23 protein-coding genes are annotated in these 25,891 nt (G+C 42.0%); 9 read left to right on the forward strand and 14 right to left on the reverse strand.

Going from position 1 to position 25,891, the window contains the following annotated elements:
- Positions 1 to 137: 137 nt before the first annotated feature.
- Both ACX27_RS33290 and ACX27_RS03605 read right to left on the reverse strand, forming a co-directional pair.
- On the reverse strand, positions 138 to 689 hold the full coding sequence (locus tag ACX27_RS33290; RefSeq protein ID WP_235526480.1) for a response regulator: 552 nt from the start codon (positions 687 to 689) through the stop codon (positions 138 to 140).
- Complete coding sequence (locus ACX27_RS03605) at positions 643 to 3,300, reverse strand: PAS domain S-box protein (RefSeq protein WP_062288535.1); 2,658 nt, start codon at positions 3,298 to 3,300, stop codon at positions 643 to 645. Before ACX27_RS03605 ends, ACX27_RS33290 begins: the two co-directional genes overlap by 47 nt.
- Positions 3,301 to 3,498: 198 nt before the next feature.
- Between ACX27_RS03605 and ACX27_RS03610 the strand changes: the two genes are divergently transcribed.
- The 4 genes from ACX27_RS03610 to ACX27_RS03625 all read left to right on the forward strand — a co-directional run bounded on the left by ACX27_RS03610 (position 3,499) and on the right by ACX27_RS03625 (position 9,720).
- Positions 3,499 to 4,608, forward strand: a complete 1,110-nt coding sequence (locus tag ACX27_RS03610) for a Gfo/Idh/MocA family protein (protein ID WP_062288538.1) — start codon at positions 3,499 to 3,501, stop codon at positions 4,606 to 4,608.
- A 145-nt stretch (positions 4,609 to 4,753) separates the two neighbouring features.
- Complete coding sequence (locus ACX27_RS03615; protein WP_062288541.1) at positions 4,754 to 6,715, forward strand: sensor histidine kinase; 1,962 nt, start codon at positions 4,754 to 4,756, stop codon at positions 6,713 to 6,715.
- Between the two features lie 234 nt (positions 6,716 to 6,949).
- Positions 6,950 to 7,408, forward strand: coding sequence for a response regulator (locus ACX27_RS03620; RefSeq protein WP_062288545.1), 459 nt, complete (start codon positions 6,950 to 6,952; stop codon positions 7,406 to 7,408).
- A gap of 17 nt (positions 7,409 to 7,425) precedes the next feature.
- Complete coding sequence (locus ACX27_RS03625; protein WP_062288549.1) at positions 7,426 to 9,720, forward strand: hybrid sensor histidine kinase/response regulator; 2,295 nt, start codon at positions 7,426 to 7,428, stop codon at positions 9,718 to 9,720.
- 70 nt (positions 9,721 to 9,790) lie between these two features.
- Here the strand turns inward: ACX27_RS03625 and ACX27_RS03630 are convergent, their stop codons facing one another.
- The 3 genes from ACX27_RS03630 to ACX27_RS03640 form a co-directional block, all read right to left on the reverse strand.
- Positions 9,791 to 10,360, reverse strand: a complete 570-nt coding sequence (locus tag ACX27_RS03630) for a retropepsin-like aspartic protease family protein (protein WP_062288553.1) — start codon at positions 10,358 to 10,360, stop codon at positions 9,791 to 9,793.
- Between the two features lie 246 nt (positions 10,361 to 10,606).
- Positions 10,607 to 11,389 carry a nucleoside phosphorylase gene (locus tag ACX27_RS03635; RefSeq protein WP_062288556.1) on the reverse strand — a complete coding sequence of 261 codons (783 nt, stop codon included), beginning with the start codon at positions 11,387 to 11,389 and terminating at the stop codon, positions 10,607 to 10,609.
- Positions 11,390 to 11,444: 55 nt separating this feature from the next.
- Positions 11,445 to 12,611 carry a helix-turn-helix transcriptional regulator gene (locus tag ACX27_RS03640; RefSeq protein ID WP_062288559.1) on the reverse strand — a complete coding sequence of 389 codons (1,167 nt, stop codon included), beginning with the start codon at positions 12,609 to 12,611 and terminating at the stop codon, positions 11,445 to 11,447.
- Positions 12,612 to 12,923: 312 nt separating this feature from the next.
- On the opposite strand from ACX27_RS03640, the gene ACX27_RS03645 reads away from it, so the two are divergent.
- The 4 genes from ACX27_RS03645 (at position 12,924) to ACX27_RS03660 (ending at position 16,198) form a co-directional block, all read left to right on the forward strand.
- Positions 12,924 to 14,102: a hypothetical protein gene (locus ACX27_RS03645; RefSeq protein ID WP_062288562.1), complete on the forward strand. Its 1,179-nt coding sequence runs from the start codon at positions 12,924 to 12,926 to the stop codon at positions 14,100 to 14,102.
- A 2-nt stretch (positions 14,103 to 14,104) separates the two neighbouring features.
- The gene (locus ACX27_RS03650; protein ID WP_062288565.1) at positions 14,105 to 14,884 is read left to right on the forward strand and encodes a hypothetical protein; all 780 of its coding nucleotides are present in this window, start codon (positions 14,105 to 14,107) and stop codon (positions 14,882 to 14,884) included.
- Positions 14,885 to 15,069: 185 nt separating this feature from the next.
- On the forward strand, positions 15,070 to 15,828 hold the full coding sequence (locus tag ACX27_RS03655) for a hypothetical protein (protein WP_083468660.1): 759 nt from the start codon (positions 15,070 to 15,072) through the stop codon (positions 15,826 to 15,828).
- Positions 15,803 to 16,198: a hypothetical protein gene (locus tag ACX27_RS03660; RefSeq protein WP_062288567.1), complete on the forward strand. Its 396-nt coding sequence runs from the start codon at positions 15,803 to 15,805 to the stop codon at positions 16,196 to 16,198. Before ACX27_RS03655 ends, ACX27_RS03660 begins: the two co-directional genes overlap by 26 nt.
- A 283-nt stretch (positions 16,199 to 16,481) precedes the next feature.
- Here the strand turns inward: ACX27_RS03660 and ACX27_RS03665 are convergent, their stop codons facing one another.
- The 9 genes from ACX27_RS03665 to ACX27_RS03710 form a co-directional block, all read right to left on the reverse strand.
- Complete coding sequence (locus ACX27_RS03665) at positions 16,482 to 17,402, reverse strand: NAD(+) kinase (RefSeq protein WP_062288570.1); 921 nt, start codon at positions 17,400 to 17,402, stop codon at positions 16,482 to 16,484.
- 6 nt (positions 17,403 to 17,408) lie between these two features.
- Entirely contained in the window at positions 17,409 to 17,714 is a 306-nt protein-coding gene (gene nuoK, locus ACX27_RS03670) for an NADH-quinone oxidoreductase subunit NuoK (RefSeq protein WP_006199065.1), read from the reverse strand.
- Between the two features lie 277 nt (positions 17,715 to 17,991).
- Positions 17,992 to 18,591, reverse strand: coding sequence for an NADH-quinone oxidoreductase subunit J (locus tag ACX27_RS03675; RefSeq protein ID WP_062288574.1), 600 nt, complete (start codon positions 18,589 to 18,591; stop codon positions 17,992 to 17,994).
- Positions 18,592 to 18,671: 80 nt separating this feature from the next.
- Positions 18,672 to 19,247 (reverse strand): NAD(P)H-quinone oxidoreductase subunit I, encoded by a 576-nt coding sequence (ndhI, locus tag ACX27_RS03680; RefSeq protein WP_062288576.1) that lies wholly within the window; start codon positions 19,245 to 19,247, stop codon positions 18,672 to 18,674.
- Between the two features lie 138 nt (positions 19,248 to 19,385).
- The gene (gene nuoH / locus ACX27_RS03685; protein ID WP_062288579.1) at positions 19,386 to 20,504 is read right to left on the reverse strand and encodes an NADH-quinone oxidoreductase subunit NuoH; all 1,119 of its coding nucleotides are present in this window, start codon (positions 20,502 to 20,504) and stop codon (positions 19,386 to 19,388) included.
- Positions 20,505 to 20,975: 471 nt separating this feature from the next.
- The gene (locus tag ACX27_RS03695; protein ID WP_062288586.1) at positions 20,976 to 22,112 is read right to left on the reverse strand and encodes a citrate synthase; all 1,137 of its coding nucleotides are present in this window, start codon (positions 22,110 to 22,112) and stop codon (positions 20,976 to 20,978) included.
- A gap of 112 nt (positions 22,113 to 22,224) precedes the next feature.
- Positions 22,225 to 22,719, reverse strand: coding sequence for a phosphohistidine phosphatase SixA (gene sixA, locus ACX27_RS03700; protein WP_062288589.1), 495 nt, complete (start codon positions 22,717 to 22,719; stop codon positions 22,225 to 22,227).
- 59 nt (positions 22,720 to 22,778) lie between these two features.
- Positions 22,779 to 22,985: a hypothetical protein gene (locus ACX27_RS03705; RefSeq protein ID WP_062288592.1), complete on the reverse strand. Its 207-nt coding sequence runs from the start codon at positions 22,983 to 22,985 to the stop codon at positions 22,779 to 22,781.
- Positions 22,986 to 23,450: 465 nt separating this feature from the next.
- Positions 23,451 to 23,687 carry a leucine-rich repeat domain-containing protein gene (locus tag ACX27_RS03710; RefSeq protein WP_062288595.1) on the reverse strand — a complete coding sequence of 79 codons (237 nt, stop codon included), beginning with the start codon at positions 23,685 to 23,687 and terminating at the stop codon, positions 23,451 to 23,453.
- Between the two features lie 315 nt (positions 23,688 to 24,002).
- Between ACX27_RS03710 and ACX27_RS03715 the strand changes: the two genes are divergently transcribed.
- Positions 24,003 to 25,889 carry an ABC transporter ATP-binding protein gene (locus ACX27_RS03715; protein WP_062288598.1) on the forward strand — a complete coding sequence of 629 codons (1,887 nt, stop codon included), beginning with the start codon at positions 24,003 to 24,005 and terminating at the stop codon, positions 25,887 to 25,889.
- Positions 25,890 to 25,891: the final 2 nt, after the last annotated feature.

Genomic DNA, 25,891 nt, shown 5'->3' on the forward strand with positions numbered 1-25,891 from the left:
AGTCATTCATGATCACTTAAGGGTAATCTAATTTCATAAATATTGGGTTTTCCAGTATTTGTCCAGTTTTATTGAGAAATATATTTTGATTTTTATATTTAAAAGAATAAAATTTAATTTTTATTTTATGAGGAATATCAAGCGATTACACTGGCGATCGCATCTAGTAGTTGTTGTGGTTCAATTGGTTTAGCGAGATGTGCTTGAAATCCCGCCGCGAGGATTTGACGTTGATTTGTCTCCCCAACAAAAGCAGTCAAGGCGATCGCGGGAATCTCTCGGTTAAATTGCGGTAGTAGATGACGCACTTGATGAATAAAAGTGTAGCCGTCCATGTCTGGCATTCCAATATCACTGATCAGCAAATCGAATTTTGCTGTAGCTAACAAAGGTAGGGCTTTGATCGGAGATAATACTTCTTTGACAAATGCGCCTTCTTGTTCCAGTAGCACCTTCACCAGTTCGAGAGAATCGGCCTCATCATCAACCACAACCACGCGGAGTTTTTCTATACTCAATGTTTGACAGTTGGAGTCGTCAGGAGTATCAAGATTTGATGCAGACATTAAAGGTAACTGTACTGTAAAGGTTGCCCCTTGTCCTTCTCCGGCACTGGCAGCATTGATACTCCCCCCATGTGCTTCAATTATTTGACGGGCGATCGCCAACCCCAGCCCTAACCCCCCCAAAACTCCGAGTTGTCGAACTATCCTGCTGTTGGAATAACTCAAACACGAATGGTAAAAATTCTGTTTGAATGCCTTTACCAGTATCAATCACTTGAATTTGTGCATGGTTATCAATACAAGTGAGTTGCACTGTCACCTGTCCACCTGTGGGAGTGAATTTAATTGCATTGGAAAGTAAATTCCAGATAACTTGTTGTAATCTGCCTGCATCCCCCCTCACATAAGCCTCTAATGGCTCTAGTAACACATCTAATCTAATAGCTTTTGCCTGTGCTGATAAATTCACAGTTTCTAAAGCCGCAGTGATTGGTTCCGATAAATTCACAACCCCCAAATTAAGAGAAAGTTTACCGCGAATGATGCGGGAGATATCGAGGAGATCATCAATCAGTTGCGCTTGTTGTTTGGCATTCCGCTCAATCGTAATTAAGCCATGCTGGAGTTTTTCGGCATTCATCTTGGGTGATTGCAGAATTTTTGCCCAACCCAAAATCGGGTTGAGGGGAGTTCGCAATTCATGGGAGAGAATCGCCAAAAATTCATCTTTCATCCGATTGGCGCGTTCTGCAACTTCCCTTGCAGTTTGTTCCTGTTGGAATAATTTTTCTCGTTGGGCTTCTATGGCTTTGCGATCGCTAATATTCTTAAATAAAATGGCAACTTTATGGTTTGCTGCCCGTTCAATGGGGAAGGCATAAACCTCAAACCAGCGATTCATAACCTCAGAGCCATTTTCAAAGCGCACAGGTTCACCGGTGAGGGCAACTCTGCCATAAGTTTCAAACCAAAATTCTTCTAAATTAGGAAGAAGTTGCCGGGCTGTTTTACCAACTGCCTGTCGAAGTCCGGTTTCTCGCTCAAAAGCAGGGTTAATTTCTAAGAAGCAATAATCAACTGGTTTGTTGTTTTCATCAAACAACATTTCAACTACACAAAAACCATCTTCCATCGTCTTAAACAGGGTGCGATAACGTTCTTCCGAACGACGCAGGGCTAACTCGGATTTTTTTTGTTCGGTAATATCGCGGTTTGTTTCTAAAACTAGTTTCTGTCCGTTGGCCTCAATTAATTGCTGACGACTCTCTACAATTACTTGCTGTCCAGTTTTTGTGGTATGTTTTAACTCTCCTGTCCATTGGCGATCGCGCTCTAAAATGGCAATGAGTTCAGCTATAGGTAAAGGGTGGATTGTTTGCAGCAGAACATGAGTAGTCTTGCCAATTGCTGCTTCTGTTGTATAGCCGTACAGTTGCTCACAACCTTGATTCCAACTGATAATGCCTTGCTCAAAGCCCCACACTAATATCGGTTCATAAGACAACTCAATTAGCAGCTTGAACTGGTGTAGTTTTTCTTCGGTGCGTTTGCGTTCGGTAATTTCCTCACAAACGATACTTACACCAACAACGTGTTCCCCGTCCTTCAACGGCAAAAATTTTTCTAACCACACCCGTTCTACCCCCGGTTGTGCGGGAGTTTCCCCGCGAATTTCAACGTTCAGTAATGGTTTTCCTGTTTCAAAAATCGGGCGGATGAATTGTTCGCCAGTATCGGCAATGCCTGGTAACAACTCGCGGATGGTACGCCCAATATGTTCTTCTACAGAAAATCCATTAATTTCCGCCAATCGCTGGTTAATTCGCACAAACCGCAGTTCGGGATCGAGAACAGTCAAGCCAATTGGGGCAGACTGGTAGATAGTTTCAATTTCCGTTAGTTGCTGTTGCAAGGTTGCCCGACTTGATTCTAATTCGGCTTCTAGACGCTGACGTTCTGTAATGTCTGCCACCATTCCAATCAGGCGAATTAACTGTCTTTGTTGGTCAAAAAATCCGCGTCCACTTTCCTCGAAAGTGATGATTTGCTCATCTGGACGCAGGAGTCGATAGGTTATTTTGTAGCTGTTCTTCTCAGGTGTGAGCGTCTGTATAGTTCTGATAAAGCGATCGCGATCATCAGGATGGACACGCTGAAAAAAATTTGCGCCTGTGTCTTGTTGTGCTGATGATGGACTTAACCCCAAAGTCACACTACATTGAGGCGATCGCTTCACAGCATCGGTGCTTATATCCCATTCAAAGGTAAAGATGCGAGCAACTTCCATTGCTAATTGATTGCGTTCTTCACTCTCCCGCAGTGCCGCATTTACCTGTTCTAATTCGGCAGTCCGTTCGGCAATGCGCTTTTCTAGTTCCTGGTTAATGCTTTGTAAGGTAACTTCTATCTGCTTTTGCTGGGTAATGTCTCGCGCTACGCAGTAAATCACACCCCTGCTAACTTGTGGTGATGCTGTCCACTCTAACCAGCGATCATCCCCATCTTTAGTCCGGTAACGATTCTCAAAATTGAATACAGGTATGCCTGCCTTGACTTTCTCCATTTCTGCCAAGGAGGCAACATGGTCATCTGGATGCACAAAGTCCAAGAAAGGGCGGGCTAAGAATTCTGCTTCTGAGTAACCGAGGATTTGAGTAAATGCCGGGTTGATCCGCCGAAAGTATCCGTCCAGACCGATTACCGACAGCAGATCAAGCGATCGCTCAAAGAAAAAGGCTTCTTCGGATAATACCAATTCATTTACAGGTGAGAAAATATGATCTTCAGCAGTCATAACATCAATCACGCTGGAGAAACAGCGAAATAAAAGCCAAGCCACAACCTAAAACAAGTATTCATTACAGAGCGATCGCCGGAGTTTACGATGTAATGAATGTCATCACTATCGTATTATATTGTGATGGTTATTCAAGATGATTAATTTAAATAATCTTGCTGTTGTTAAATTTAATTTAGAGGTACAGAATTAACTATGAATCAAAGTGTAGTTGGTGTGGCTGTAGTTGGAACTGGATTTGGTCAAAAAGTTCATATCCCTGGGTTTATTGCCCATCCTCGAACTCATATAGTTGCTGTTTATCATCGCGATATTCATAAAGCCCAAGCCATTGCTGATGCTCATAAAATTCCTCATGCTTGTACCAGCATTGCTGATATTGTCAATATCCCAGAAGTACAAGCAGTTAGTATTTCCACACCCCCATTTCTGCATTATGAAATGGCTAAAACTGTGCTAAAAGCAGGTAAAAATTTATTATTAGAAAAACCCACAAGTTTAAATGCCAGTGAAGCTAAAGAATTATATCAATTAGCAGTTGCCAATCAAGTAACTGCGGTATTAGATTTTGAATTTCGCTTTGTTCCTGGCTGGCAATTATTTGCAGATTTATTAGCATCAGGTTATGTCGGTAATAAACGCCTAATTAAAATTGATTGGTTTGGTTCCTCTCGTGCTGATACTTCTCGCCCGTGGAATTGGTATTCGTCTCAAGCCCAAGGCGGTGGTGCATTGGGGTCTTTGGGTTCCCACGCCTTTGATTATATTTATTGGTTATTTGGGCCTGTCCGCAGGTTAAGTGCTTATTTAAGTACAGCTATCCCCAACCGCCTTGACCCCAGCACCAATCAACTCAAGCCGGTGGAGACCGATGATAATTGTTTGCTATCCCTGGAATTAGCTGATGGGACACCTTGTCAACTTAATATTAGTGCTGTGGTTCACGCACCGCGCACTCATTGGCTAGAAGTGTATGGCGATCGCGGTACTTTAGTATTAGGTAGCGAAAATCAAAAAGACTACATCCACGGTTTTCGCGTTTGGGGTTCCCAAGTCGGACAACCACTCACAGAAATTGAAATTCCTCAGTCGTTAATGTTTACCCAAAACTTTACCGACGGACGTATTTCTGCATTCATCCGCGTAGTAGACCAATGGCTGCAAGGAATTGACCAAAAGCAGTCAGTAGTCCCATCTTTGCGTGAAGGTGTCTATTCGCAATTATTAATGGATTTATCCCATCAATCTCATCAAACTAGCAGTTGGGTAGATGTTCCTAGTTTGGAAGATTATCTAGAAAATTAAAACTAGGGTGAGGTTAAAAATTTAGGATGATTGCTGAGATGGCACGTAAATTATTGACAATTGGCAAAAATCAAGCATTTAGTAAGCGATCGCATCCCATACCACACTGTGCTAATTTGCAAACAAAGCCATTAGCATAAGTATTATGCTGCTGCAAATTGCTAAGTCTATCTTCCATCGTCGGCTAACTAATGCGATCGCTCTTCCTAGCGTTCTACTATTGTTATTTGCTGGGGTTTCTCTTTGGCAAGTTAACCGTCTACTCTCGGCACTGCAATGGGTAGATCATACAGATCAGGTAATTACCCAAGCTTACCGCACCCACAACTTATTGCTGGATATACAAGCAGGATCACGCGGTTACATCATTACTGGCAAAGAATATTTCCTGCAACCTTACCAAGAAGCTCAATCAACTATTGATGCTGCTTTTTTAGAATTAAAAAATTTAGTTGCAGATAATCCTCCTCAAGTTGAACGTGTCAATCAACTCCAGCTGCAATCTCAAGAGTGGAATCGTTTAATTTCTCAAACAATAGAAATCCGTCGTCGGCTAGGAAAAGTTGAACCTTTGGTAGCATTTGAGGTGCGTCAGCAGAAGATGGATGCAATGCGCCAGCAAATCTCGGATTTTATTGCTACAGAAGAACAACTACGTAACCAGCGCAGCCGGACTGCTCGCTATACAGCACGACAAGTAAGTGCAACTAGCATAATTTTGGCATTGGTTATGGGGGTAACTCTTGCTTACTACATTCGCCAACAAATATATAAGGTATCGCAAACTTATGAACATGCTTTGAACACTGCGATTGAGCAAACACAAAAAGCTCAACGTTCGGCACAACGCTTGGCTGATTTGCATCAAATTGACCGAGCAATTTTATCGGCTCAACCTGATGTCACAATTATTAGGGATGGTTTGGGCAGATTGCGTCAACTGATAAATTGCCAACAAGCATTTTCTATCTTGTTTAATTTTGAAAACAAAACAGCCGAAGTGCTTGCAGGAAATGCTGATAGCGAATTACAACTAGCTGAAGGTACTACACTGCCAATTACTGATTTTGCGCCTGTAGAAGTTCTACAAACACCACAAATTTTTTCAGCTGATAATGAATATCCGCCAATTGTCAAACAACTGCTGGCTACAGAGTTAAATAGTTGTCTAATTATCCCAATGCAGGTGGAAGATACTGTGATTGGTCAAGTAATTTTAGCTCAATCTCAAGGTTCAAGTTTTAGTAGTGAACTTGTAGAAATTGCCAGTGAAGTCTCAGCACAATTAGCGATCGCAATTCAACAATCTCAACTCCGCCAACAACTCCAAGATTATGCCGCTCAATTAGAGCAGCGAGTATCACAACGTACTGCCCAACTTGAGGAAGTTAATCAAGAATTAGAAGCTTTTAACTACACTGTTTCTCACGACTTACGCGCTCCCCTACGTACTATGCAAGGTTTTGCCCAAGCTTTGCTAGAAGATTACAGCGATCAACTAGACTCCTTTGGTCAAAGCTACCTCAACTACATTGGTGAGGGGGCGTTGCAAATGGATACCTTAATTACTGACTTGCTAAGTTACGGCCGTCTCGCTCGTGTTCAAATTCAAATTCTACCTGTTGACTTAAATACTGTAGTTGGAGAAGCACTTAAACAATTAGACGCACAAATTAAACAACAGCAAGCACAAGTTAAAATTGATAATTCTTTACCCCAAGTTTTGGCTCATCGATCTACCCTAGTACAAGTACTAACAAATTTATTAAGCAACGCCATCAAGTTTGTTAAGTCCGATGATATACCTATTGTGCATATCTACTCCGAAGAGTATATTCAACAAGGTACTACTTGGAGCAAGTTGTGGATTGCTGATAATGGCATTGGCATTGCACCAGAACACCAAGAGCGGATTTTTCGGGTTTTTGAACGACTCCACGGCATAGAAGCTTATCCTGGTACAGGTATTGGACTGGCGATCGTGCGGAAAGCCTTAGAACGGATGGGCGGTTTGTGTGGAGTAGAATCGCAGCTAAATAAAGGTAGCAGTTTCTGGATTGCTTTACCAAAAGCTGTTCGTGACCGCCAAGACACTATAGATAGTTAATGACTATCTACGTAGTAGGTTTTTTCTATGTAACTTCGATAACTCCTGCGATAGAAGACAAAAATCGAGAAATTGCTCAGGATAATAATAGGGTGTACTTAATTATCCCAGAAAAACACATAGCAATTTGTGGGACTAAGGAGTGGAATATATGAAAAATCAACTAAATATAAAGTATAAAATAACACGTTTAAATAACTTTTGGTTTATTCTGTCAAAAGCTACACAATACCAATGAATAGCTTATCCACAGGAGAGACAATTTTACTAGTAGAAGATAATCCGCAAGATATTCTCCTGGTGCAAAGAGCGTTTCGCAAAGCTGGCATTACTAACCCATTAAAAATAGTAACTGATGGGGATGCAGCTGTGCTTTACCTTTCTGGAGAAGCAGCTTATGGCGATCGCAGCCTTTATCCAATACCCGCCTTAATCTTGCTTGATTTAAAATTGCCGCGTCGTTCTGGGGCTGAGGTATTGACGTGGTTAAGACAACAGCCGGGAATTAAGCGTCTGCCAGTGGTTGTTTTGACAGCTTCTCAAGAATATACAGATGTTAATCGTCTGTATGACTTAGGTGCAAATGCTTACATGGTTAAACCTGTGGCTTTCGATAATTTAGTCGAAATTGTCACCATTATTAACCAACATTGGCTAGTTTTTAACCAAAAACCAGAACTGGGTACTTCTTAAATTAATTATTAAGTTCAATGTTACGCATTCTCCTGATTGACGACAATCCCCATGATCGCTTGCTGGCAATTCATGCCTTAGAGCGAGAGTTTGCCGATCTTCAGTTCCAGCAAGTGACTCGCCCACAAGAGCTTGAGCAGGCATTGTTACATGGAGGATTTGACTTAGTAATTACTGACTATGAACTGCGTTGGAGTGATGGCATAACAGTACTTCGTGAAATAAAAACCCGCTATCCCGAAATACCAGTAGTAATGTTCACTAACAGTGGCTCACAAGAAATTGCAGTGGAGGCCATGAAATCTGGTTTGGATGACTATGTAATCAAGTCTCCAACTAACTATATGCGTTTACCTGTGGCAGTGCGTCTGGCACTCAAGCAAGCTACAACTCAACGCCAAATGCAGGGGTTAGAAACGCGCTTTCAAACCTTACTTAATCAACTTAAAGTTGGAGTTTACCGCATCACTACCGAAGGAATTATCCTAGAAGCCAACGCTGCATTTTTACAACTGCTGGGTTTAGATTCATTAACGGAAATTCCTGTAAATGAAACCCTTGAACCTTACTTTTCATCAGAAGACTATGCCCGACTCTTGCAACAACTGAGAACGAATGGAGATGGGCGGGAGCGGGAATTATTGTTACACCGCATCGATGGCAGTGAAATTTGGGTAAGGATTAGTCAAACTTTTACTACTAACGGCAATACTACAATTATTGATGGCATTATTGAAGACATTACTGAGCGCAAATATGCACAAAAAGCTCTCCAGGAAAGTGAAGCTAGGTTCAGGTGGATATTTGAATCAAATGTAATTGGGATTTGTTTTTGGGATATTAATGGCAATATTACAGCAGCTAATGATGCCTATTTACAGCTTGTAGGTTACACACACGCCAACCTGGAAACAGGAGATTTGCGTTGGACAGAAATATCTTGTTCTGATTACAACGAGCAAGATTTACGGATCATTGAAGAACTGAAGCAGGGTGGAATTTCGACTCCTGTAGAGAAGTATTACATTCACAAAGCTGGTTATCGCGTTCCTATTCTTATAGGTTGTGCTTTTCGAGAAGGTTCTCAAACTGATGGTTTTGCGTTTGTGGTTGATTTAACAGAACGCAAGCAGGCAGAACAAGAGCGAGAACAACTTTTACGTAGAGAACAAACAGCACGCCAACAAGCAGAAGCGGCTAACCGAATCAAAGATGAATTTCTCGCCATTTTATCCCATGAATTGCGATCGCCACTCAATCCAATTTTGGGCTGGTCTAAGTTACTCAATAGCCACAAACTCACCGAAGCCAAAAGAGCGGAAGCTTTAGCAACTATTGAGCGCAATGCTAAGTTACAAGCTCAACTCATCGAAGATTTATTAGATATCTCACAAATTCTGCGGGGTAAACTCAGCCTCAATATTGCTGCTGTAGATTTGAGTTCAGTAATTGCCGCAGCCTTGGAAACTGTACAGTTAGCAGCCCAAGCCAAAGATATTCAAATCCAAACTACTTTATCACCAAATGTAGGTGCTGTTTTGGGTGATACTGTACGTTTACAGCAAGTAGTTTGGAATTTGCTTTCTAATGCTGTGAAGTTTACCTCTGCTGGTGGTCGTGTAGAAGTTCGCTTAGAGCAAGTTGGCAGACAAGCGCAAATTCAAGTCATCGACACAGGACAAGGAATTAACCCTGATTTTTTGCCTTACGTGTTTGACTACTTTCGGCAAGCAGACAGCCAAACTACCAGAAGATTTGGTGGGCTGGGATTAGGGCTGGCAATTGTCAAACATTTGGTAGAGTTACATGGTGGCGCAGTTTGGGCAGCCAGCCCAGGAGAAGGGCAAGGCGCTATCTTTACTGTGAGAATACCGTTAATCAAAAATCAGACTCAGCTACCTCAGAGTACTGAACAGTCTGATATTTACCAAGAGTTAACGGGGATTCGTATCTTAGTAGTAGATGATGAAGTAGATTCGCGTGAGGTCGTGGCTTTCATGCTCAAAGAGTGTGGTGCAGAAGTCATCGCAGTTGCATCGGCCACAGAAGCACTCTCGGCTTTTAACCAATTACGACCAGATGTAGTTGTCTTTGATATTGGAATGCCTGATGTCGATGGTTATACATTGATGCGCCAAATTAGAAGTCTACCAACAGAAAAAGGCGGGCAAGTTCCGGCGATCGCCCTCACAGCTTATGCAGGAGAATTAAATAAGGAACAAGCTCTTTTGGCTGGTTTTCAAATCCACTCCTCTAAGCCAGTCGAGCCGAATGAGTTAGTTAGGCTGATTACTCAATTAGTTAAATCATAGAAGGCAGGAGGCAAAAGGTAGGAGAAAATTCTTCTTTTACTCAGCACTCACTACTTCTCCCTTGCCTGATTTAGCGTGTATGGAATTCTACTGCTGTTTGTAAAATTTTGATATCGTAATTGCCGAAGAAATCGTGACCAAGTAATCCAATACCGGCTTTTGATGCGATCGCCACTTCCAGATTATTTGCTACAATACCACCCGCAGAGATAGACTGAACTTTGCCTGTAGAAAATTGTACTTGGCTACCGTCAGCAGTTTGCGCTTGCAGCGTACCTGTAGGTTTAATTTGCAAAGCATTCGCCATTGTTTGGGTAATTAAGGTTCCGTTAGCACCTGTATCGACAACCATTTCAAAGGTTTTTTGGTTATTAAAGGTGACATCAATTACTGGAGTTCTACCAAAGTGACGTTTGATAGGTATCCGAAAAACTTTACCCGCAGAAGATGTGTTGATTTTCTGAGAATCACTGCAAAGCTTGGATAACTCCACCGTCATTCCAGATGCAGTCACCATAAAACAAGTGCCTTTATCTTCCGCTACTGCCCGGTGTGTCAATGCTGAGAATATCAGCGTTGGTATTACTGCAATCAACGCCAAGTTAATATTAGTAATTCCCCGTTTCCAAGCACAGTTCATTTGAGAATTTTCTCCGATTGTTTATAAATATGAAAAATAAATTCTTTATTAAAATTTTAGATTGATTGTTTCAATTGCTCAATTTCACTGATTACCCAATAAGTTTGCTAGTAAAATCCAGTATTTTTTAGGATTTATTAATATTTAAACTATGAATTTTTTACCTAATAAATCTATATTATCGAGATTGAGGAAAAGCTAACTTAAAGATTAAATGAAGAGTCAATAAATCTACTGAGGTAATATTTAAAGATAGACACAAGAATTGGTGATGGCATGGATAGCAGTAGCGATCGCATTACCCACCGCAACATCTTTTTGTTCTAAAACTATCCCTTCATCAACAGTGCGTTGCGCCACCACACCACAAACAGCCGCCGCCGCAAATTGATACACACCCGCCATTTTGAACAATGTGCCGCATTCCATTTCGTAGTTCAAAATATTCAACCGTCGATACTCTTCAGTAATTCCACGCAGCGATCGCATTAAATAGGGATTTGCTGAATCAGTGCGTTCCTGTCCTTCATAAAAAGTATCAACAGATGCCGTAATTCCTAAATAATGCTCAAATCCTAATTCTTGTGCAGCCTTGACTAAAGCCACCGTCATAAACGGATCAGCCGCCGCCGGATATTCTATAGGTGCAATGTCATTAGCTGTACCTTGACGACACAAAGCCGCACTACTAATCACAATACTGCCGACTGGTACATGAGGTTGAATTGAGCCACAAGTCCCGATGCGAATAATTTGCCGGATTCCCACCTGCACCAATTCATTCACCACAATACTTAAAGAAGGCGCACCCATCCCACTAGTTGCTGATAAGATGGGGCGATGATTCGGTAAATAGCCTAAATAACTATCTAAACCTCGATTTTGGGACAATAAACGCACATCTTGTAAATAATTTTGGGCAATCAGACGAGTGCGATCGCGATCGCCCGATAATAAAGCAATCTCAGGCGGCGATTTTCCTAAATCCTCTTGCCCAAAACCAATATGATAAAAGCGTTTATTTGTCATACTAATTTCAAATAATAGACACAATTTATACTTAGACAAAATTGTCAATTAGTATTTATTGGGCTTGAGAACAATACCTGTCTAATAATGCACGAGCAAATTCCTGGTGTTGTTCAGCTAGATATTGAGGATAGATAAATTGAGCATTGCCCATAAACCGATACACCCAACGACAAAACTCCTCCAGTGATCGCTTAGGTAATTTAACAATATAATCCACGTAAGCAGGTTTGCCATCTTTTCCCGTTGGCCCTGGTTTGATTTCTTGCTTAGGATGTCGCTTTTCTCCCTCTTGAATAAATGCCATAACTTCAGGAAAAAACCGAACTCGCACTTCTACAAGCTCTAATTCTCCACGGATCTCCCTTTGCTGATCTTCTTTTGAACCTAACTTTAAGCCCCAACCCACTTTTAAAAGCCGATGAGCGATACGTAAGCTTTTCCATTGGGTAATTGAGCCACGACCTTTGCTATCCAGAAGCTTGAAATGATCACTAAAGCGATCAATACGTGACACTACCAGATGACCATCTTTATAGTCCTCATGCAACAAATACCAGGCAATGTCTGCATAAATTAGTTGTAAAGGATAAACTTGCTCATATCTAGTTTTGTTGGGATTGTACGGGTTACGAAAGCGATAAAGCTCAACTGCTTGCCCTTTAGTAATTGCCACTTCAAGTGCATCTAGTTTTTCAAATAACGTGCCTCGGCTTTGATATTTGCCTTTGGCCATCATTTCCGTCGGATCTGTGTAGACAATAACTCGGTCTAATTGGGTTCTCACCGGATAAAGCATCTCATCTTTCGGGTTTAAACCTCCTAACCGCCGCATTAGTCTTTGATATATCTGGTTAATTTGAGGATCTTCTTGATACCTTGCCTGAGACTGTAGGGCATTGAGGGCAACTTGTAACTCCTCTCTGTTCATTAGACCTGTACCAAGATAGTAACCCCAGCGGTATGGTCGTCTATCTAAAAGCCCATAGCGGCGAAGAGTCTTCAAATCACTTTGGATAGTATGACGTGAATAAGGGGGTAGCTCTACATTCAATTCAGAGGCTACTTTATATAAATACATTTGTACTATATTTAAGGTATCATGATTACTAGGGTCAGATTGCATAGGATCATAACAACCAACTCCTGGGTTTCGGGCAAAGGTAGCAATTAACAGTAAAAGTCTCTCGAAGGCAGGAAAACCAGCGTAAGAATGCCCCATAAACTATATTTCATCTAGTCAAGAATAAGACAGTATTAGCCTGTAATATACATAAACTTTAAAACTATTGGTAAATATACTTTCTAAAGATTTCATTCTTTAGCCCCCAATACTGCGAAATAGTCGCACTCTATTTGAACTTCTTTGTAAGATACAGTTCAAATAAAGTTTTGGAGACTAAAAAATATGCAGACTTGCCCCTCCTGTCAACATCCTTTACTCAACACAGGGTTCTATTGCTCTAACTGTCCTCAGCAAGTTCGGTGTAAAAGCTGCCATGAAATACTTCTTCTTGATGCAAAAAGATGTGTAATGTGCGGAACGCCAAGAGGTGAAGGGCATGACGGATCAGCAGCGACCAATGGCAGTAGTTTACCTCCTGTAATGAACACCTTAAAATTTGTTGAATCCAGTAAGGGTTACTCACGTGAAATTCAGGCTTCTTTAACTAACGAAGTGGGTATTAGCTGGGGTGGCGCGGCGATCGCCGCGATCGTTGGTGGGCAAATGATACCTGGAAAACCGCCTACTGGTCGTCCTGTAATTCGTGATGTAAGTAATGCAGAACCGCAACAACTTTCCTTATTCAACTATGAACCCAGTACCGAGAACAACAAACCTACCATTGACACAGTTGCTCAACTTCCAGCTGCTAATGGAGTTGATGCTGAGAAATTAAGACAGATTTTTCGACATAACGGCGAACAGTTGCAGCTAATGGAAACGCGGCTCAAAGCTACAAACAGGTTAGATGCTGCACGTAGGTTGATCTTTTTGGTTGTCCTTTACTCATTGGATGTTGATGGACGACAAGAAATTCCCCGTACTGAGTTAAATGACATTCTCAAAAGAGTTGGCTTGTATGACAACAACACTGCTACATGGATTGGGAAAAGTGCTGACTTGATTGTTGAGAGAGATATGGTTGGACTGCGACTGTCAGGACAAGAGCAAGCGCGAAAAATTCTAACACAGGTGCTTGATCGCTCAATAGAAGACAAATGGAATTTAACCTCAGGTGCAACCTCGCGCAACTCAAAGTCAAGTGGCAAGAGTGAAGAGGATTCAGAAAACAGCACCAAGAATGGCAAGCGTAAAAATAATGAGTTTTCCAAAGATGTAGAGTCTTGGGTAGCTAACTGGAAATCACTTGCTTTTAATATTGATTTTTATGCAATCATTAAAGATTTTACAGGTATGGAGAAGGGCTTGTTTGGTCTGTGGGCAATTAGTAAGGCAACAAGCAATCCTGAGATAGTGGTTTCAAGCAATAAGCTCAAGCAGTTCCTGTATTTGGCACTAGGCATCAAGGTAGATCAGAGTAACTTAGAACGGCGTTTACAAGAAGCTTCAGGACAAGGAAGTTTAATTAAAGTGCAAGGTGGTTTCCAAATACTTGCTCCAGGCTTGGCTGAGGTCGAAAGATTAATAAACTCCAGACAAAACAACGCATCCATTGATGAATCTTCTGAAAATGCTGGTGAGGTGTAGCTATGAGAAGGACATCTGAGCAATTAATTCAGGAACTTTCAAAAATGGTTGACGTTCACTTTGCTCATGCAGTGGTTGAATGCTACGTAGAAATGCAGCAAAGATTTTTAGCTGGCGACTGGCAACCAGCAGAATTAGATGGTGGACGCTTTTGTGAAGCGGTTTCGCGTTGTTTGTTTCAAATGGACACCGGAAAGATTGATCATCGTCAATTGCCTGGTGATATTCGTAGACATTTACTAAACAAAAGCATTCCTCATAAACTTGGCTCAAAAGATCGTTATCATTTAGCCAAAGTAATTGAGGTTGTATATGGCTTCCGCTCCGATCGCGGTGCTGTTCACATATCAACCGAATACACCGCCAATTATATGGATTCAATGCTAGTGCTTCATGCCAGCAAATGGATTTTTGCCGAATTTCTCCGCCTCGTGTGGAATCGCGATCAAAAGGTTGTTGCAGAAACGATTGCCCAGATTGTTCAACTAGAACATTCAGTAATTCATGAATTAGATGGAAAACCCCTAATTTTGGCAAGAGATATTTCTGCAACAGATGAAGTTCTTTTGCTTCTGTATCATGCTGCCAATAATCGCTTGAGTCGGGTTGAATTACGCGAACAGGCTGCTGGTCAAAGTTCTCAGAACGTTAACGTTGCTGTATCTAGACTAATTAAAAATAAGGAGATTCGACCTGTTGCTGAGGATGAAGTCGCTCTCACTCCCAATGGTCAAAAACGAATCCTTGAGCAAGTATTACCTAAGTACACTCCCCAAAAATAGAATTGCCAGTTCAATTGCAACAAACGCATCAAAAAAATGCCCTTTAAATCAGGGAAAAGATCGTCGATAACCTAACAAAGTGAAGATTTTTATACCATTTCCGAGAAAATACGGCTCCAAATTAGCTTTCAGTTACTCTATTTATTAAGTAAGAATCAATAGCTACTTTCAAAAGCGATCGCACAATGGACGACAGCAAAGCATTATTTGACTATTGGCATGACCCAGTAAAACTGAAAAACGATGAATTAATTGCGGCTCTTGGTCATGTCCAAACACAAAAGCTACGCCATGAATGTACCAACTACGATGAACTCTGGCGTAGCCCTGAGGTTCAACAACTGGATGAACCAGAGCGTAGTAGGGTTATTGCTATCATTAAGTACGAGTGTACAGCCAAAGTTTTACAGAATCGGGCTGGTCGTCTGCGTAATCGCGCTAGTGAACTTGAGGCAGCCTGTCATGAGCTAGATCAACAAAAATCTAAGCTTTTAGTCCTCATTAACGCATTAAGAGAGAAACTGTTTGGGAAGGACAAAGACATTAAGAGGTTAGAAGCACGAATAGCCTCGCTTGAAGTTGAAAATGAAGCCCTCCGATCTGAAGTTGAAAATAGTAAAGCCAAGGCGGAACTGGTTACAGAACTAGAGCAGCTTAAGAAGAAGTACAATGCACTTGAGAAGCAAAGACAGAAGTTAGCTAAAACGAATCAGAGTTTAGGTGGAAGAGTTTCCCATACGCAACGCTATAAGCAACAAAGAGATGAAGCAAGAGCTTTAATTGAACAGCAGAAACAGCAAATTGCTACATTAGTTCAAGAAAGTCAGCTTCTTCGTCAAGAGAATGAGAGACTTTATCAGAAATTAAAAAAAAGTAGAGCCATAAAATACTCTGGGTTTGCGACGCTCGATAGTAATTATGAAACTTCAAGAGCTAAAAGCTAAGGTCTACGAGTTAGCTGGGGTCAACACTACCAAGCAACTCAAGGCAAAGTACGGCGAGATTAAGACGTTGGATATGCGTCTTAAAGCCTCCTGGGAAAAAACTCTGATTATTGTTCAAAAACAGCACAGTGAGTTTGAAGATTGGTTAGAAAATCCACCAGAGGAATATAAAGAAATTTTTTCTCAAATTGCAGAAACTTCGCAAAAATATGACCAGAAATCAGCAGAGACCAAGCAGTTAGTACGAGAGGTTTTGTCAATAGCTAATAATCTGGAGGATATAGCAGAAGAATTTCAAAAGGAAGCAGATCAAATAACGCAAGAAATAGAAATAAACAGAGAGATTTCAAAAAAAGCCAGATTAAACTAGATATGGTATAAAATTTACGCAATCCTTCTCTCAAACTCTTATAAATTTGCGTCCTTTGCGGTACATTCCCTACCCTTCGGGTTCTTCAAAAGATTACAGGAAGATGCTCACACGTCTACGTTTCTTCATAACTTTTGCGTAAATATTAATGTATAAAATACTACTACTTAAATAAAAACCCCCGAATTTATTCAGGGGCTAGAAGTTTACAAAATTACTAACTCGATGCAATTACCTGTGATCAAATTCTGAGAGTTACCCCCAGGCAACTGGGGACTGTCAATCAATTACGATGATTGTTACTGTAGCGAACCCTTGTACCTGCCCAGAGTAACTTTTCGCGCAGTGTTTGATAATAGGAATTGTTTTCGCGTAAGACAATAAATTTAGCTCGACACTCAGCCATCCTGACATCAACGCGATGTCCAGGCCAAATGGAAGTAGATAACACCCCATCCATCCACAATTTAGTACTTAAGTCGTAATCGCCCAAAGGCCAAATACTCACCACAACCCCAGGCGGTAAAACCAAGGGACGGCTAGAAAGGCTCATTGGACAAATGGGAGTAATGGTGACAGCTTCCATACCATCGTGCATGATAGGGCCATTAGCCGAAACAGTGTAACCAGTGGAACCTGTAGGAGTAGAAATAATCAACCCGTCTCCTACATACTGATCGACTACTTCACCATCAATTTCCATTTCTAGGATAGAGGTGATCATGCGATCGGCAGAAGCGGGTTTAACACAAAATTCATTTAATGATAGGTAGCGTTCGGTGACTGGTTCTAAATTCGTGCGATGGCCTTCATACACTGCGGCTTGTAGCATCATTCGCCGTTGAATGGCATAACGATCTTCCAACAACCGATCCCACACTTTTTCTGTATCTTGAAATTCATCTACAGACTCGGTTAAAAAGCCCAGATGACCACCCACATTCACGCCAAGAATGGGGATACCAGCTGGGGCTAAATGTCTGGCACTAGTTAAAACAGTACCATCACCACCGAGTACTAAAGCCATGTCAATTGGTTGATTAGACGATGCCAAAAATACCGGGTAAGGGTTATCTTTTGGCCCGCTAGGCCCCATAAGTACATGACAACCGCGATTTTCTAGTTGCTTGGCACAAATTTCTGCCCAGCGTTTACTTTGAGAATCTCGCGCCTTATAAGCAATGATTACCTGCTTGAGTTGCACGCACAATTACCACTTCAGGAGATTAAACTGCTCCATATCGACGGTATCACGGTTGCGATAAATGGCCAAAACGATCGCCAAACCTACCGCCGCTTCGGCAGCAGCCACAGTAATGACAAATACGGTAAATACTTGGCCTTTAATTAATGTTGAGTCAAGAAAGTTGGAAAATGCCATTAAATTCAAGTTAACAGCATTTAGCAGTAGCTCAATTGACATCAGCACCCGCACAGCATTACGACTGGTAATTAAACCATAAATCCCGATACAAAACAAAGCGGCGGCCAGTAATAAAAAGTACTGAAGTTGCATGAATCCTATTATTCCTTCTCTAATATGCTGGATAAGGCAAAAGGTAAAAGTAAAAAGGCAAAAGTAAAAAGTTAAAAAGCAAAAGAAAAAGAAAGAAAATAGTTGGTTCGCACAGCCTTGTCGTAGCGCAGTCTAACCAATATCTTTTTACTTCTCACTCTTGCGAGTTCGCCAGTTGACGACAGTTGCCTCAAGTCGGGAGATCCGCCCACGGCACTATCTCCTTTATGCCGGGGAACCCGTCCACCGCACTGGCTTACTTTTTACTTTTTACTTTTTAATCTTGGCTGTCTCTACCTGCTGATACCAGTTCTCTGGGGCGTTCTGGCAAAGTTAGAACGGTTGAGGGTGAAACTTGATCTGGCAGGTACTCACGTCGCGCCAAAATAATTGCGCCTACCATTGCCATCAGCAACAAAATAGAAGCCAGTTCAAAAGGTAATAAAAAGTCGCTGAAGAAATGCTCACCAATCAACACTATTGAACTTTCACCAGCTACGGGAGTAGTGGAGTATGCCCAAGGGGTTGCCAAAACCATTGCACTCAACAAGCCAAATAACCCAATACTAACTACACCTGTGAGTACTTTCCGCACTCCAGCACTAGGAAATGGGGCAAAATCTTGGCGCTTGTTCACCAGCATAATGGCGAACAAAATTAACACGTTAACAGCCCCAACATAAATCAATACTTGGGCTGCGGCTACAAAGTCCGCATTCAGCAACAGGTACATTCCCGCAATGCTGATAAATACGCCTCCTAGCAAAAAGGCAGAATAAACAATGCTGGAAGACAACACTACACCCAGTGCTGCCCCAATTAGCATTACTGCTAGTACGCCAAACGAAATAATCTGTACACCTTCCGCTAGATTCACTTTTTTATCCTCGGTCAATGGTTATTAGTCATTAGTCATTAGTCATTAGTAAAAAACAAAGAACAAATGACTGATGACATTTATTTTTCTGCAAGGTCTTCTGGGCGTGCGCCAGGGCGGGGTGCATCTGCGGGGACACCGTGGGGTTCGAGTACGCCCTTGGGTAGATAAACTAGTTCGCGTAGCGGTGTCACCATTGGATCATTAGTGACTTTGTAAGGCAGACGGCCGAGAGCTACGCTGTCATAGTTCAGTTCATGGCGATCGTAGGTGGAAAGTTCGTACTCTTCTGTCATGGATAGACAGTTGGTTGGGCAGTATTCCACACAGTTACCACAGAAAATACAAACCCCAAAGTCGATGCTGTAGTGTTTGAGCTTTTTCTTTTTGCTAGCTTTTTCAAATTCCCAATCAACTACAGGTAAGTTAATGGGACATACACGCACACAGACTTCGCAGGCGATACATTTATCAAATTCATAGTGAATCCTACCGCGAAACCTTTCTCCAGGAATGAGTTTCTCGTAAGGGTACTGTACGGTAACTGGTCGCCGCCGCATGTGGTCGAAGGTAACAGATAGCCCCTGACCGATGTAACGACCAGCTTGGACTGCTTCTTTGGCGTAATCACCAACTTGCTTCAGGAACTTTAGCATTGTGTTTCACTCTCTCTTTTTTGTCATGTGCCGATTGTCATTTGTGAGCCACTGCGTTGGACGGGTTTCCCAGCTTATAGCAAGTGGAGTCATTGGTCATTTGTTCTTGGCTAATGACCAATGACTAATGACAATTGACTATCCACCAAAAGCGACGGGAAAGGCTAATTTCAGGGCGGCGGTTAATAGAAGATTAACCAAACCTACTGGTAACAAAAACTTCCATCCTAAATCTAAGAGTTGGTCAATGCGTACACGGGGTACTGTCCAGCGCAAGAGGATGGCGATAAACACTAGGAAGTAGGCTTTGAGTACGGTCATGGTAATACCCAAGCCAGCAGTGACTACTTGTAAGACAGGATTAGCTTCACTGACACCTAACAAACTAGCGATGGTGCTAATAGGAATAGGAAAATCCCAACCGCCTAAATATAGAACTGATACCAATAAAGCAGAAAGTACTAAGTTAACGTAGGAACTGAGGTAGAACAAAGCAAATTTCATGCCTGCGTATTCAGTTTGATAACCTGCTACGAGTTCTTCTTCTGCTTCGGGTAAATCGAAGGGTAAGCGTTCACATTCTGCTAAAGCGGCAATCCAAAAGATGAGAAAGCCGACAGGTTGTCGCCATATATTCCAGCCGAGAATGCCGTAACCAGATTGCTGATTGACGATATCAACGGTGCTGAGGCTGTTAGACATCATAGCGATCGCCAGCACACTCAGCGCCAAGGGAATTTCATAACTAATAGATTGCGCTGCTGCCCGCAAGCCCCCCAAGAGGGAGTATTTATTATTGGATGCGTAGCCTGCCATTAACAAGCCAATTGGCTGAATGCTAGACAAGGCAATCCACAAAAAGACCCCCATACCCACGTTTGTAATCACGATATTCTGTCCAAACGGCACAATCAAATAAGACAGAAATACTGGTAATACCACAATGATGGGGCCGAGAGTAAATAACCAGGGATCAGATTTAGCTGGTACAATGTCTTCCTTAAACACCAGCTTTAAACCATCTGCGACTGGAGCAAGTAAACCAAAAGCCCCAATAAATTCAGGGCCAATTCGCTGCTGTGCTGCTGCTGAAATCTTGCGTTCCAGCCATACACACACCAATACACCCACAGTTGCGCCAATCAGCATGAGGATCATAGGCAGTGGCATCCAAATTGCTTTGGCAGTGCCTGCTGGTAGCCCTAAATCCATCACGGATTTAATAAAAGTTCCTTGAAGGTCAATTCCTGAATTCATGTTTCCGCTCTTTAAGTCAGTTGAGGTATGAAGTTTGAAGTGTGAATTGTGAAGTATGAAGTTTGAAGTTTTTTGCTTCAATCTTGATCCTTCAGCCTTCAGCCTTCAGCCTTTCTGTGATGACTCCTGATTTAAGATTTGTTGCCATATTCCCATGCCTAGTATATCGTTGCATGGTTTTCAGTCCCTGTAGCTATACAAGAACTTCTACTTATGGGTAGGATTGGGATTCACTATAGGGATGAATAAATCAAAAGTAAAAGGTCAAAAGGCAAAAAAATTTGGTCTTTTTACTTTTGCCTTTTACCTTTTGACTTCATCGCTTCTAGCACAAGCAAACATCAAAAAACTGCCGCTTCCATGTTGGCAACGGTTATTTGCTGTTTATAGGATTTCTGATTCCCTAAATTGGGGGTTGATGCTGATATCTTTACTTGCAGGTAGATGCTTTCTTAACGGTTACACTGCTAGTTAACGTTGGTCGAGCGGGGTGTAAGGAACGTCGTGTTTACCGTTATAAACCTGGGTAGGACGGAAAATGCGGTTTTCTGCTAGTTGTTCTTTCCAGTGAGCTAACCAACCAGCAACGCGGGCGATCGCAAATATTGGTGTAAACAAGTCTGTAGGAATGCCCATCTTCCTATACACCAAACCAGAGTAAAAGTCAACATTAGGGTAGATGCCTTTGTGACCCAATTTTTCCTCGACTACCCGTTCCATTTCTTGGGCAATTTCGTAGTATTTATCTCCCCCAAACTTATCAAACAGTTGTTCGGCAAGCTCTTGGAGAATGATAGCGCGTGGGTCTTTAACTTTGTAGACGCGATGCCCAAAACCCATCAATTTTTGTTTGTTTTGTAGGCGCTCCTCAACATAAGGACGGACGTTTTCGACTGAGCCGATTTCTTCCAACATCTGAATTACTTCTTCGTTGGCTCCACCGTGTAAAGGGCCGCCCAAGGTACCTACAGCACTAGCTACTACAGCATAAGGGTCAGTCAAGGTAGAAGCTGTTACTCTAGCACTAAAGGTCGAAGCATTCATTGTATGCTCAACGTGCAGAATTAAGCAGATGTCAAAGATTTTTGCTGCTAAAGCATCCGGTTCTTTCTCGTGGAGCATGTAGAGAAAATTGGCGGAATAATCTAGGTCATCACGGGGCTTTACAGGGTCATTACCCTTACGCATCAACTGGAATGCTGCCACCATTGTGGGGATAGTTGCTATCAAGCGCACAACTGAATCCCGAATGTAGGCAGGGTTATGTAAATCGCGCAGGGAGTAAAACAAGCCTAAAGCCGCAGCCGAGGCTTGCAGAGCATCCATTGGATGACCGCTTTCCGGGAAGCATTTCATCATGTCCCGAATGCGGTATTTAATCCGCCTGTGGTGGAGAACTTCATCCTCAAATGCTTTGAGTTCTTCTTTACTTGGCAATTCACCCCAGATCAGGAGATAAGCAGTTTCGAGAAAGGTACTTTTGGCTGCTAATTCCTCAATCCGGATGCCACGATATTCTAGTATTCCCTTCTGCCCATCCACGTAGCTGATACTCGATTGGGCTGCGGGAATGCCTTCTAATCCAGGCTTGTATTCGCACACCATCATGGCAACACCATTTGCTTTGTGAAATATTCGATCACGCTAACTTACCAGAAATTATTTTCGCCATAACAGTAGTCGCTATCACAACAATTCTTCGAGAAGAGTTGAAAAACTGTTATAGCAAGTACTTGGGTGGTGTCAACCAGAACATTTGACTACGACCCACAACAGCTCCTGCTTCTGGCAGTTTTACTCCGATCATACCTGCTTTTTTCAAGACTAAGCAGCCTTTGACCTCTCCCCAAAGGAGAATTTCTGCCCAGTTGCTTAAATCAGGTTCATGACCAACCAAGGCAAGTTGGGTATTTGGCGAATAATTTTTCGGTTCTAACCAGTAAACTAACCAACTGGAAAGATGACCACCAGGCGCGAGGTGAGAAGATTCTTCTAACTGTGAACTGAGTCCGGTGGCGACAAGAATTTCTGCTGTTTGACGAGCGCGGACTAAAGGACTGGTTACTATCAAGTCAAACTGCAAATCCAGCTTGAGCAAACGCTGGGCGACTTTCTCGGTTTTTTGCCGTCCTTCTTTGGTGAGTTCTCTTTCCTCATCTTTAATGCCAGCCTGCCTCTCTTGGGCGATGCCGTGACGAATAAGATACAGTTCCACAATAATAGCCCTGAGTGCTGAGTTAGGATTTACGCCTGATGTTATTTAACATATTTTAATTATTTTTGAATACTACCAGTACAGTAGTGTTGGCGATCGCGCCACATACCGATAAAATTATCATCTACCAAGTCTAAATCTGCTGACTCAGAACTAGGTTCAGTACTTTTATATCTTTGTCGTAAAAAAGCAATAAAATCGATTACCTGACGCTGTGCTTCAGCCGGAAGGGATAAAAATTCATTTAACAACTCTTGCTGTGTCATTAAAATTACTTTATCTTAGGGCAATAAGTTATCACATTAACTATCTTGCCATACCTGACAGCCATGAGCGATCGCACTACAAAATTTCTCACCATTTAAACTGCTCAAATCTCTGTTTCAAAAACTCTTTGTTGGGGCGGCACATTTCATATTGTGGAACTTGTATTTCTTTTCCCTCAAGTTTTCGATATTCAGTTTTTTTGCAAATCAGGGTGAATATAAACCTTGAGTGTTTCTGGATAGAATATATATAGAAAAACAACCATTATCATATACATCTAGATATGCTTCATTTAAGTCTGAATATTTTCTGTCTTGAAGCTTCATCAATTGAGCATCTTTTGGTGATGCAATAACATGACCAGCAGCAATAAATCCATTAGTAATCGCATTGATTGAGGGCTGATTGCTGAAAGATTTTTAGAGAATGAGTAGGAGTAAATTTCACGCAGAGGCGCAGAGAGTTTAAGGAGTTGTAATGATTATTTTCTGCGTTTCTTGAGGATGATAAAGTGCGATCGCCTCTGATAGTTCTGTCAGTTGGTTATTGGATAAGTTCAGTGTTTGTAACTGAGTAAGATTTGCGATCGCCTCTGGTACTTCAGTAAGCCCCATATTGCTGAGGTCAAGTTCTACAGCATCTTCTCGCCGTGCTTGTTCAATGCGCTGTTCTGCTTCCCTGTAAGCCTCATCTCTCACCATGACCAAATCCTTTGTCTAACTACCAAACGTGGAGTAATAGCCAGAATAATTCTCTGTAAAAGAATATACAGTTGCTTTTATCAGAAAATCTCAGCCTAACATTCCCGAAAATAGTAAACAACGCAAAGAGCGAAAAATACGGATAAAACCATCTCGTGAATGCGTTCCTGGCTCTGGGAAAGCATATTTATGTTAAGCCTGACGGGGTATTTGTGACATCAAGCTAAAATTAGCAAAAACTTTAGATTGCCAGCATAGTATCTAAACAACTGCTAAAATCCAAATAATTTTCTGTGAAATCCATACGCAACTCCTATGAGAGAAACAGTCCTAGAGGTTCGCAATCTCCAAGTTGAATTTTCCAGTGATGACAACAGTCTCAAAGCTGTAGATGGAATTTCTTTTGAACTACATCGGGGGGAAACTCTAGGAATTGTAGGAGAATCGGGAAGTGGCAAATCTGTAACTTCCCTTGCGGTTATGGGGTTGTTACAAACTCCCGGTAGAGTGAGTGGTGGAGAAATTTGGTTTCGTCAGCAGCCAGAAGCCAAGCCGATTAATTTAGTCGAGTTACCGCCAGAACAAATGCAGCTACACCGTGGCGGTGACTTGGCGATGATTTTCCAAGAACCGATGAGTTCGCTGAACCCAGTTTATACGATTGGGTTTCAGCTAACGGAAGCGATTATGCGCCATCAAAATGTTTCGATAACTGAAGCTAGACAAATTGCGATCGCAGGTTTACAAGAAGTTAAACTTCTGCCTAGCGATGAACTCATCAAACAACAATATCTCGAAACTTGGCCGCAGACTAACCCCCATACACCCACACCAGATGATTACAAACTGGCGCAGTTGGTAAAACAGCATAAAGAAGCCATCTTAGACCGTTACCCCCATCAACTTTCCGGCGGACAGTTGCAACGGGTGATGATTGCAATGGCAATTTCTTGTAACCCCTTGCTGTTAATTGCAGATGAACCAACCACCGCCTTAGATGTGACGGTGCAAGCTACAATTATTGATTTGTTGGGAGAATTGCAACAAACCCGCGAGATGGCGTTGATTTTCATCACCCACGACTTGGGATTAATCTCGGAAATTGCCGATAAAGTTGGGGTGATGTATAAGGGTAAAATTGTGGAATATGGTGCAGCCGCAGATATCTTTAGTAATCCACAACATCCATATACCAAAGGATTAGTCGCTTGTCGCCCCACCCTTAACCGTCGTCCTCACAAACTACTGACGGTTGCAGATTATATGAGTGTGGAGGAAACAGTCAACGGAGATTTGTTAATTCAGGCGAAGGAACCACCACAGCCGCCAGAAGTCACACCCGAAGAAATTAATACTCGATTGATCAATCTAGAAGAAAAACCACCTTTATTACAAATCCGCAATTTGAAAGTGGGTTTCCCGGTAAGGGGTGTTTTTGGTGGAACAAAACGCTACAACATGGCGGTAAATGATGTTTCTTTTGATGTCAAACCAGGGGAAACTTTAGGCTTAGTGGGTGAGTCTGGTTGCGGGAAAACAACTCTTGGTCGGACTTTGTTGCGATTAATTGAACCGATCAGTGGTGAGATTATTTTTGATGGGCAGAATATCACCAAGTTGAAGGGTGAAGCATTGCAGAGACTCCGACGGGAAATGCAAATTGTCTTTCAAAACCCCTTTAGCGCCCTTGACCCCCGGATAAAAGTTGGCGACGCAATTATGGAACCGTTGTTAATTCACGCTGTGGGTAAGACAGTGAAACAACGGCGCGACAGAGTGGCGGAATTGTTAGAAAGGGTGGGTTTGAGTCCAGATGCAATGAACCGCTATCCACATCAGTTTTCCGGTGGTCAGCGTCAACGGATTTGTATTGCCCGTTCTTTGGCTTTAAATCCAAGATTTATTATTTGTGATGAATCAGTTTCGGCGCTAGATGTATCGGTACAAGCGCAAGTATTGAATTTGTTGAAAGAATTGCAAGATGAATTTCAACTGACTTATATCTTTATTTCCCATGATTTAAGTGTAGTGAAATTTATGAGCGATCGCATTTTAGTTATGAATCGCGGTCAAATTGTCGAACAAGGCACAGCCGAAAGCATCTACCGCGAACCAAAACAAGCATATACACAAAAGTTAATTGCTTCCATTCCTACAGGTAGCCCAGAACGCATACGCACTCGGCAAGTGGGAACTATGTAAAG

The organism is Nostoc piscinale CENA21 (assembly GCF_001298445.1).
Taxonomy (GTDB): Bacteria; Cyanobacteriota; Cyanobacteriia; order Cyanobacteriales; family Nostocaceae; genus Nostoc_B; species Nostoc_B piscinale_A.

Bases quoted from the DNA above. Each gene is read 5' to 3' on its own strand.
- ACX27_RS03605 (WP_062288535.1), bottom strand. From the start codon at position 3,300: ATGACTGCTGAAGATCATATTTTCTCACCTGTAAATGAATTGGTATTA.
- ACX27_RS03610 (WP_062288538.1), top strand. From the start codon at position 3,499: ATGAATCAAAGTGTAGTTGGTGTGGCTGTAGTTGGAACTGGATTTGGT.
- ACX27_RS03615 (WP_062288541.1), top strand. From the start codon at position 4,754: ATGCTGCTGCAAATTGCTAAGTCTATCTTCCATCGTCGGCTAACTAAT.
- ACX27_RS03620 (WP_062288545.1), top strand. From the start codon at position 6,950: ATGAATAGCTTATCCACAGGAGAGACAATTTTACTAGTAGAAGATAAT.
- ACX27_RS03625 (WP_062288549.1), top strand. From the start codon at position 7,426: ATGTTACGCATTCTCCTGATTGACGACAATCCCCATGATCGCTTGCTG.
- ACX27_RS03630 (WP_062288553.1), bottom strand. From the start codon at position 10,360: ATGAACTGTGCTTGGAAACGGGGAATTACTAATATTAACTTGGCGTTG.
- ACX27_RS03635 (WP_062288556.1), bottom strand. From the start codon at position 11,389: ATGACAAATAAACGCTTTTATCATATTGGTTTTGGGCAAGAGGATTTA.
- ACX27_RS03640 (WP_062288559.1), bottom strand. From the start codon at position 12,611: ATGGGGCATTCTTACGCTGGTTTTCCTGCCTTCGAGAGACTTTTACTG.
- ACX27_RS03645 (WP_062288562.1), top strand. From the start codon at position 12,924: ATGTGCGGAACGCCAAGAGGTGAAGGGCATGACGGATCAGCAGCGACC.
- ACX27_RS03650 (WP_062288565.1), top strand. From the start codon at position 14,105: ATGAGAAGGACATCTGAGCAATTAATTCAGGAACTTTCAAAAATGGTT.
- ACX27_RS03655 (WP_083468660.1), top strand. From the start codon at position 15,070: ATGGACGACAGCAAAGCATTATTTGACTATTGGCATGACCCAGTAAAA.
- ACX27_RS03660 (WP_062288567.1), top strand. From the start codon at position 15,803: ATGAAACTTCAAGAGCTAAAAGCTAAGGTCTACGAGTTAGCTGGGGTC.
- nuoK (WP_006199065.1), bottom strand. From the start codon at position 17,714: ATGCAACTTCAGTACTTTTTATTACTGGCCGCCGCTTTGTTTTGTATC.
- ndhI (WP_062288576.1), bottom strand. From the start codon at position 19,247: ATGCTAAAGTTCCTGAAGCAAGTTGGTGATTACGCCAAAGAAGCAGTC.
- nuoH (WP_062288579.1), bottom strand. From the start codon at position 20,504: ATGAATTCAGGAATTGACCTTCAAGGAACTTTTATTAAATCCGTGATG.
- ACX27_RS03695 (WP_062288586.1), bottom strand. From the start codon at position 22,112: ATGATGGTGTGCGAATACAAGCCTGGATTAGAAGGCATTCCCGCAGCC.
- ACX27_RS03705 (WP_062288592.1), bottom strand. From the start codon at position 22,985: ATGACACAGCAAGAGTTGTTAAATGAATTTTTATCCCTTCCGGCTGAA.
- ACX27_RS03710 (WP_062288595.1), bottom strand. From the start codon at position 23,687: ATGGTGAGAGATGAGGCTTACAGGGAAGCAGAACAGCGCATTGAACAA.
- ACX27_RS03715 (WP_062288598.1), top strand. From the start codon at position 24,003: ATGAGAGAAACAGTCCTAGAGGTTCGCAATCTCCAAGTTGAATTTTCC.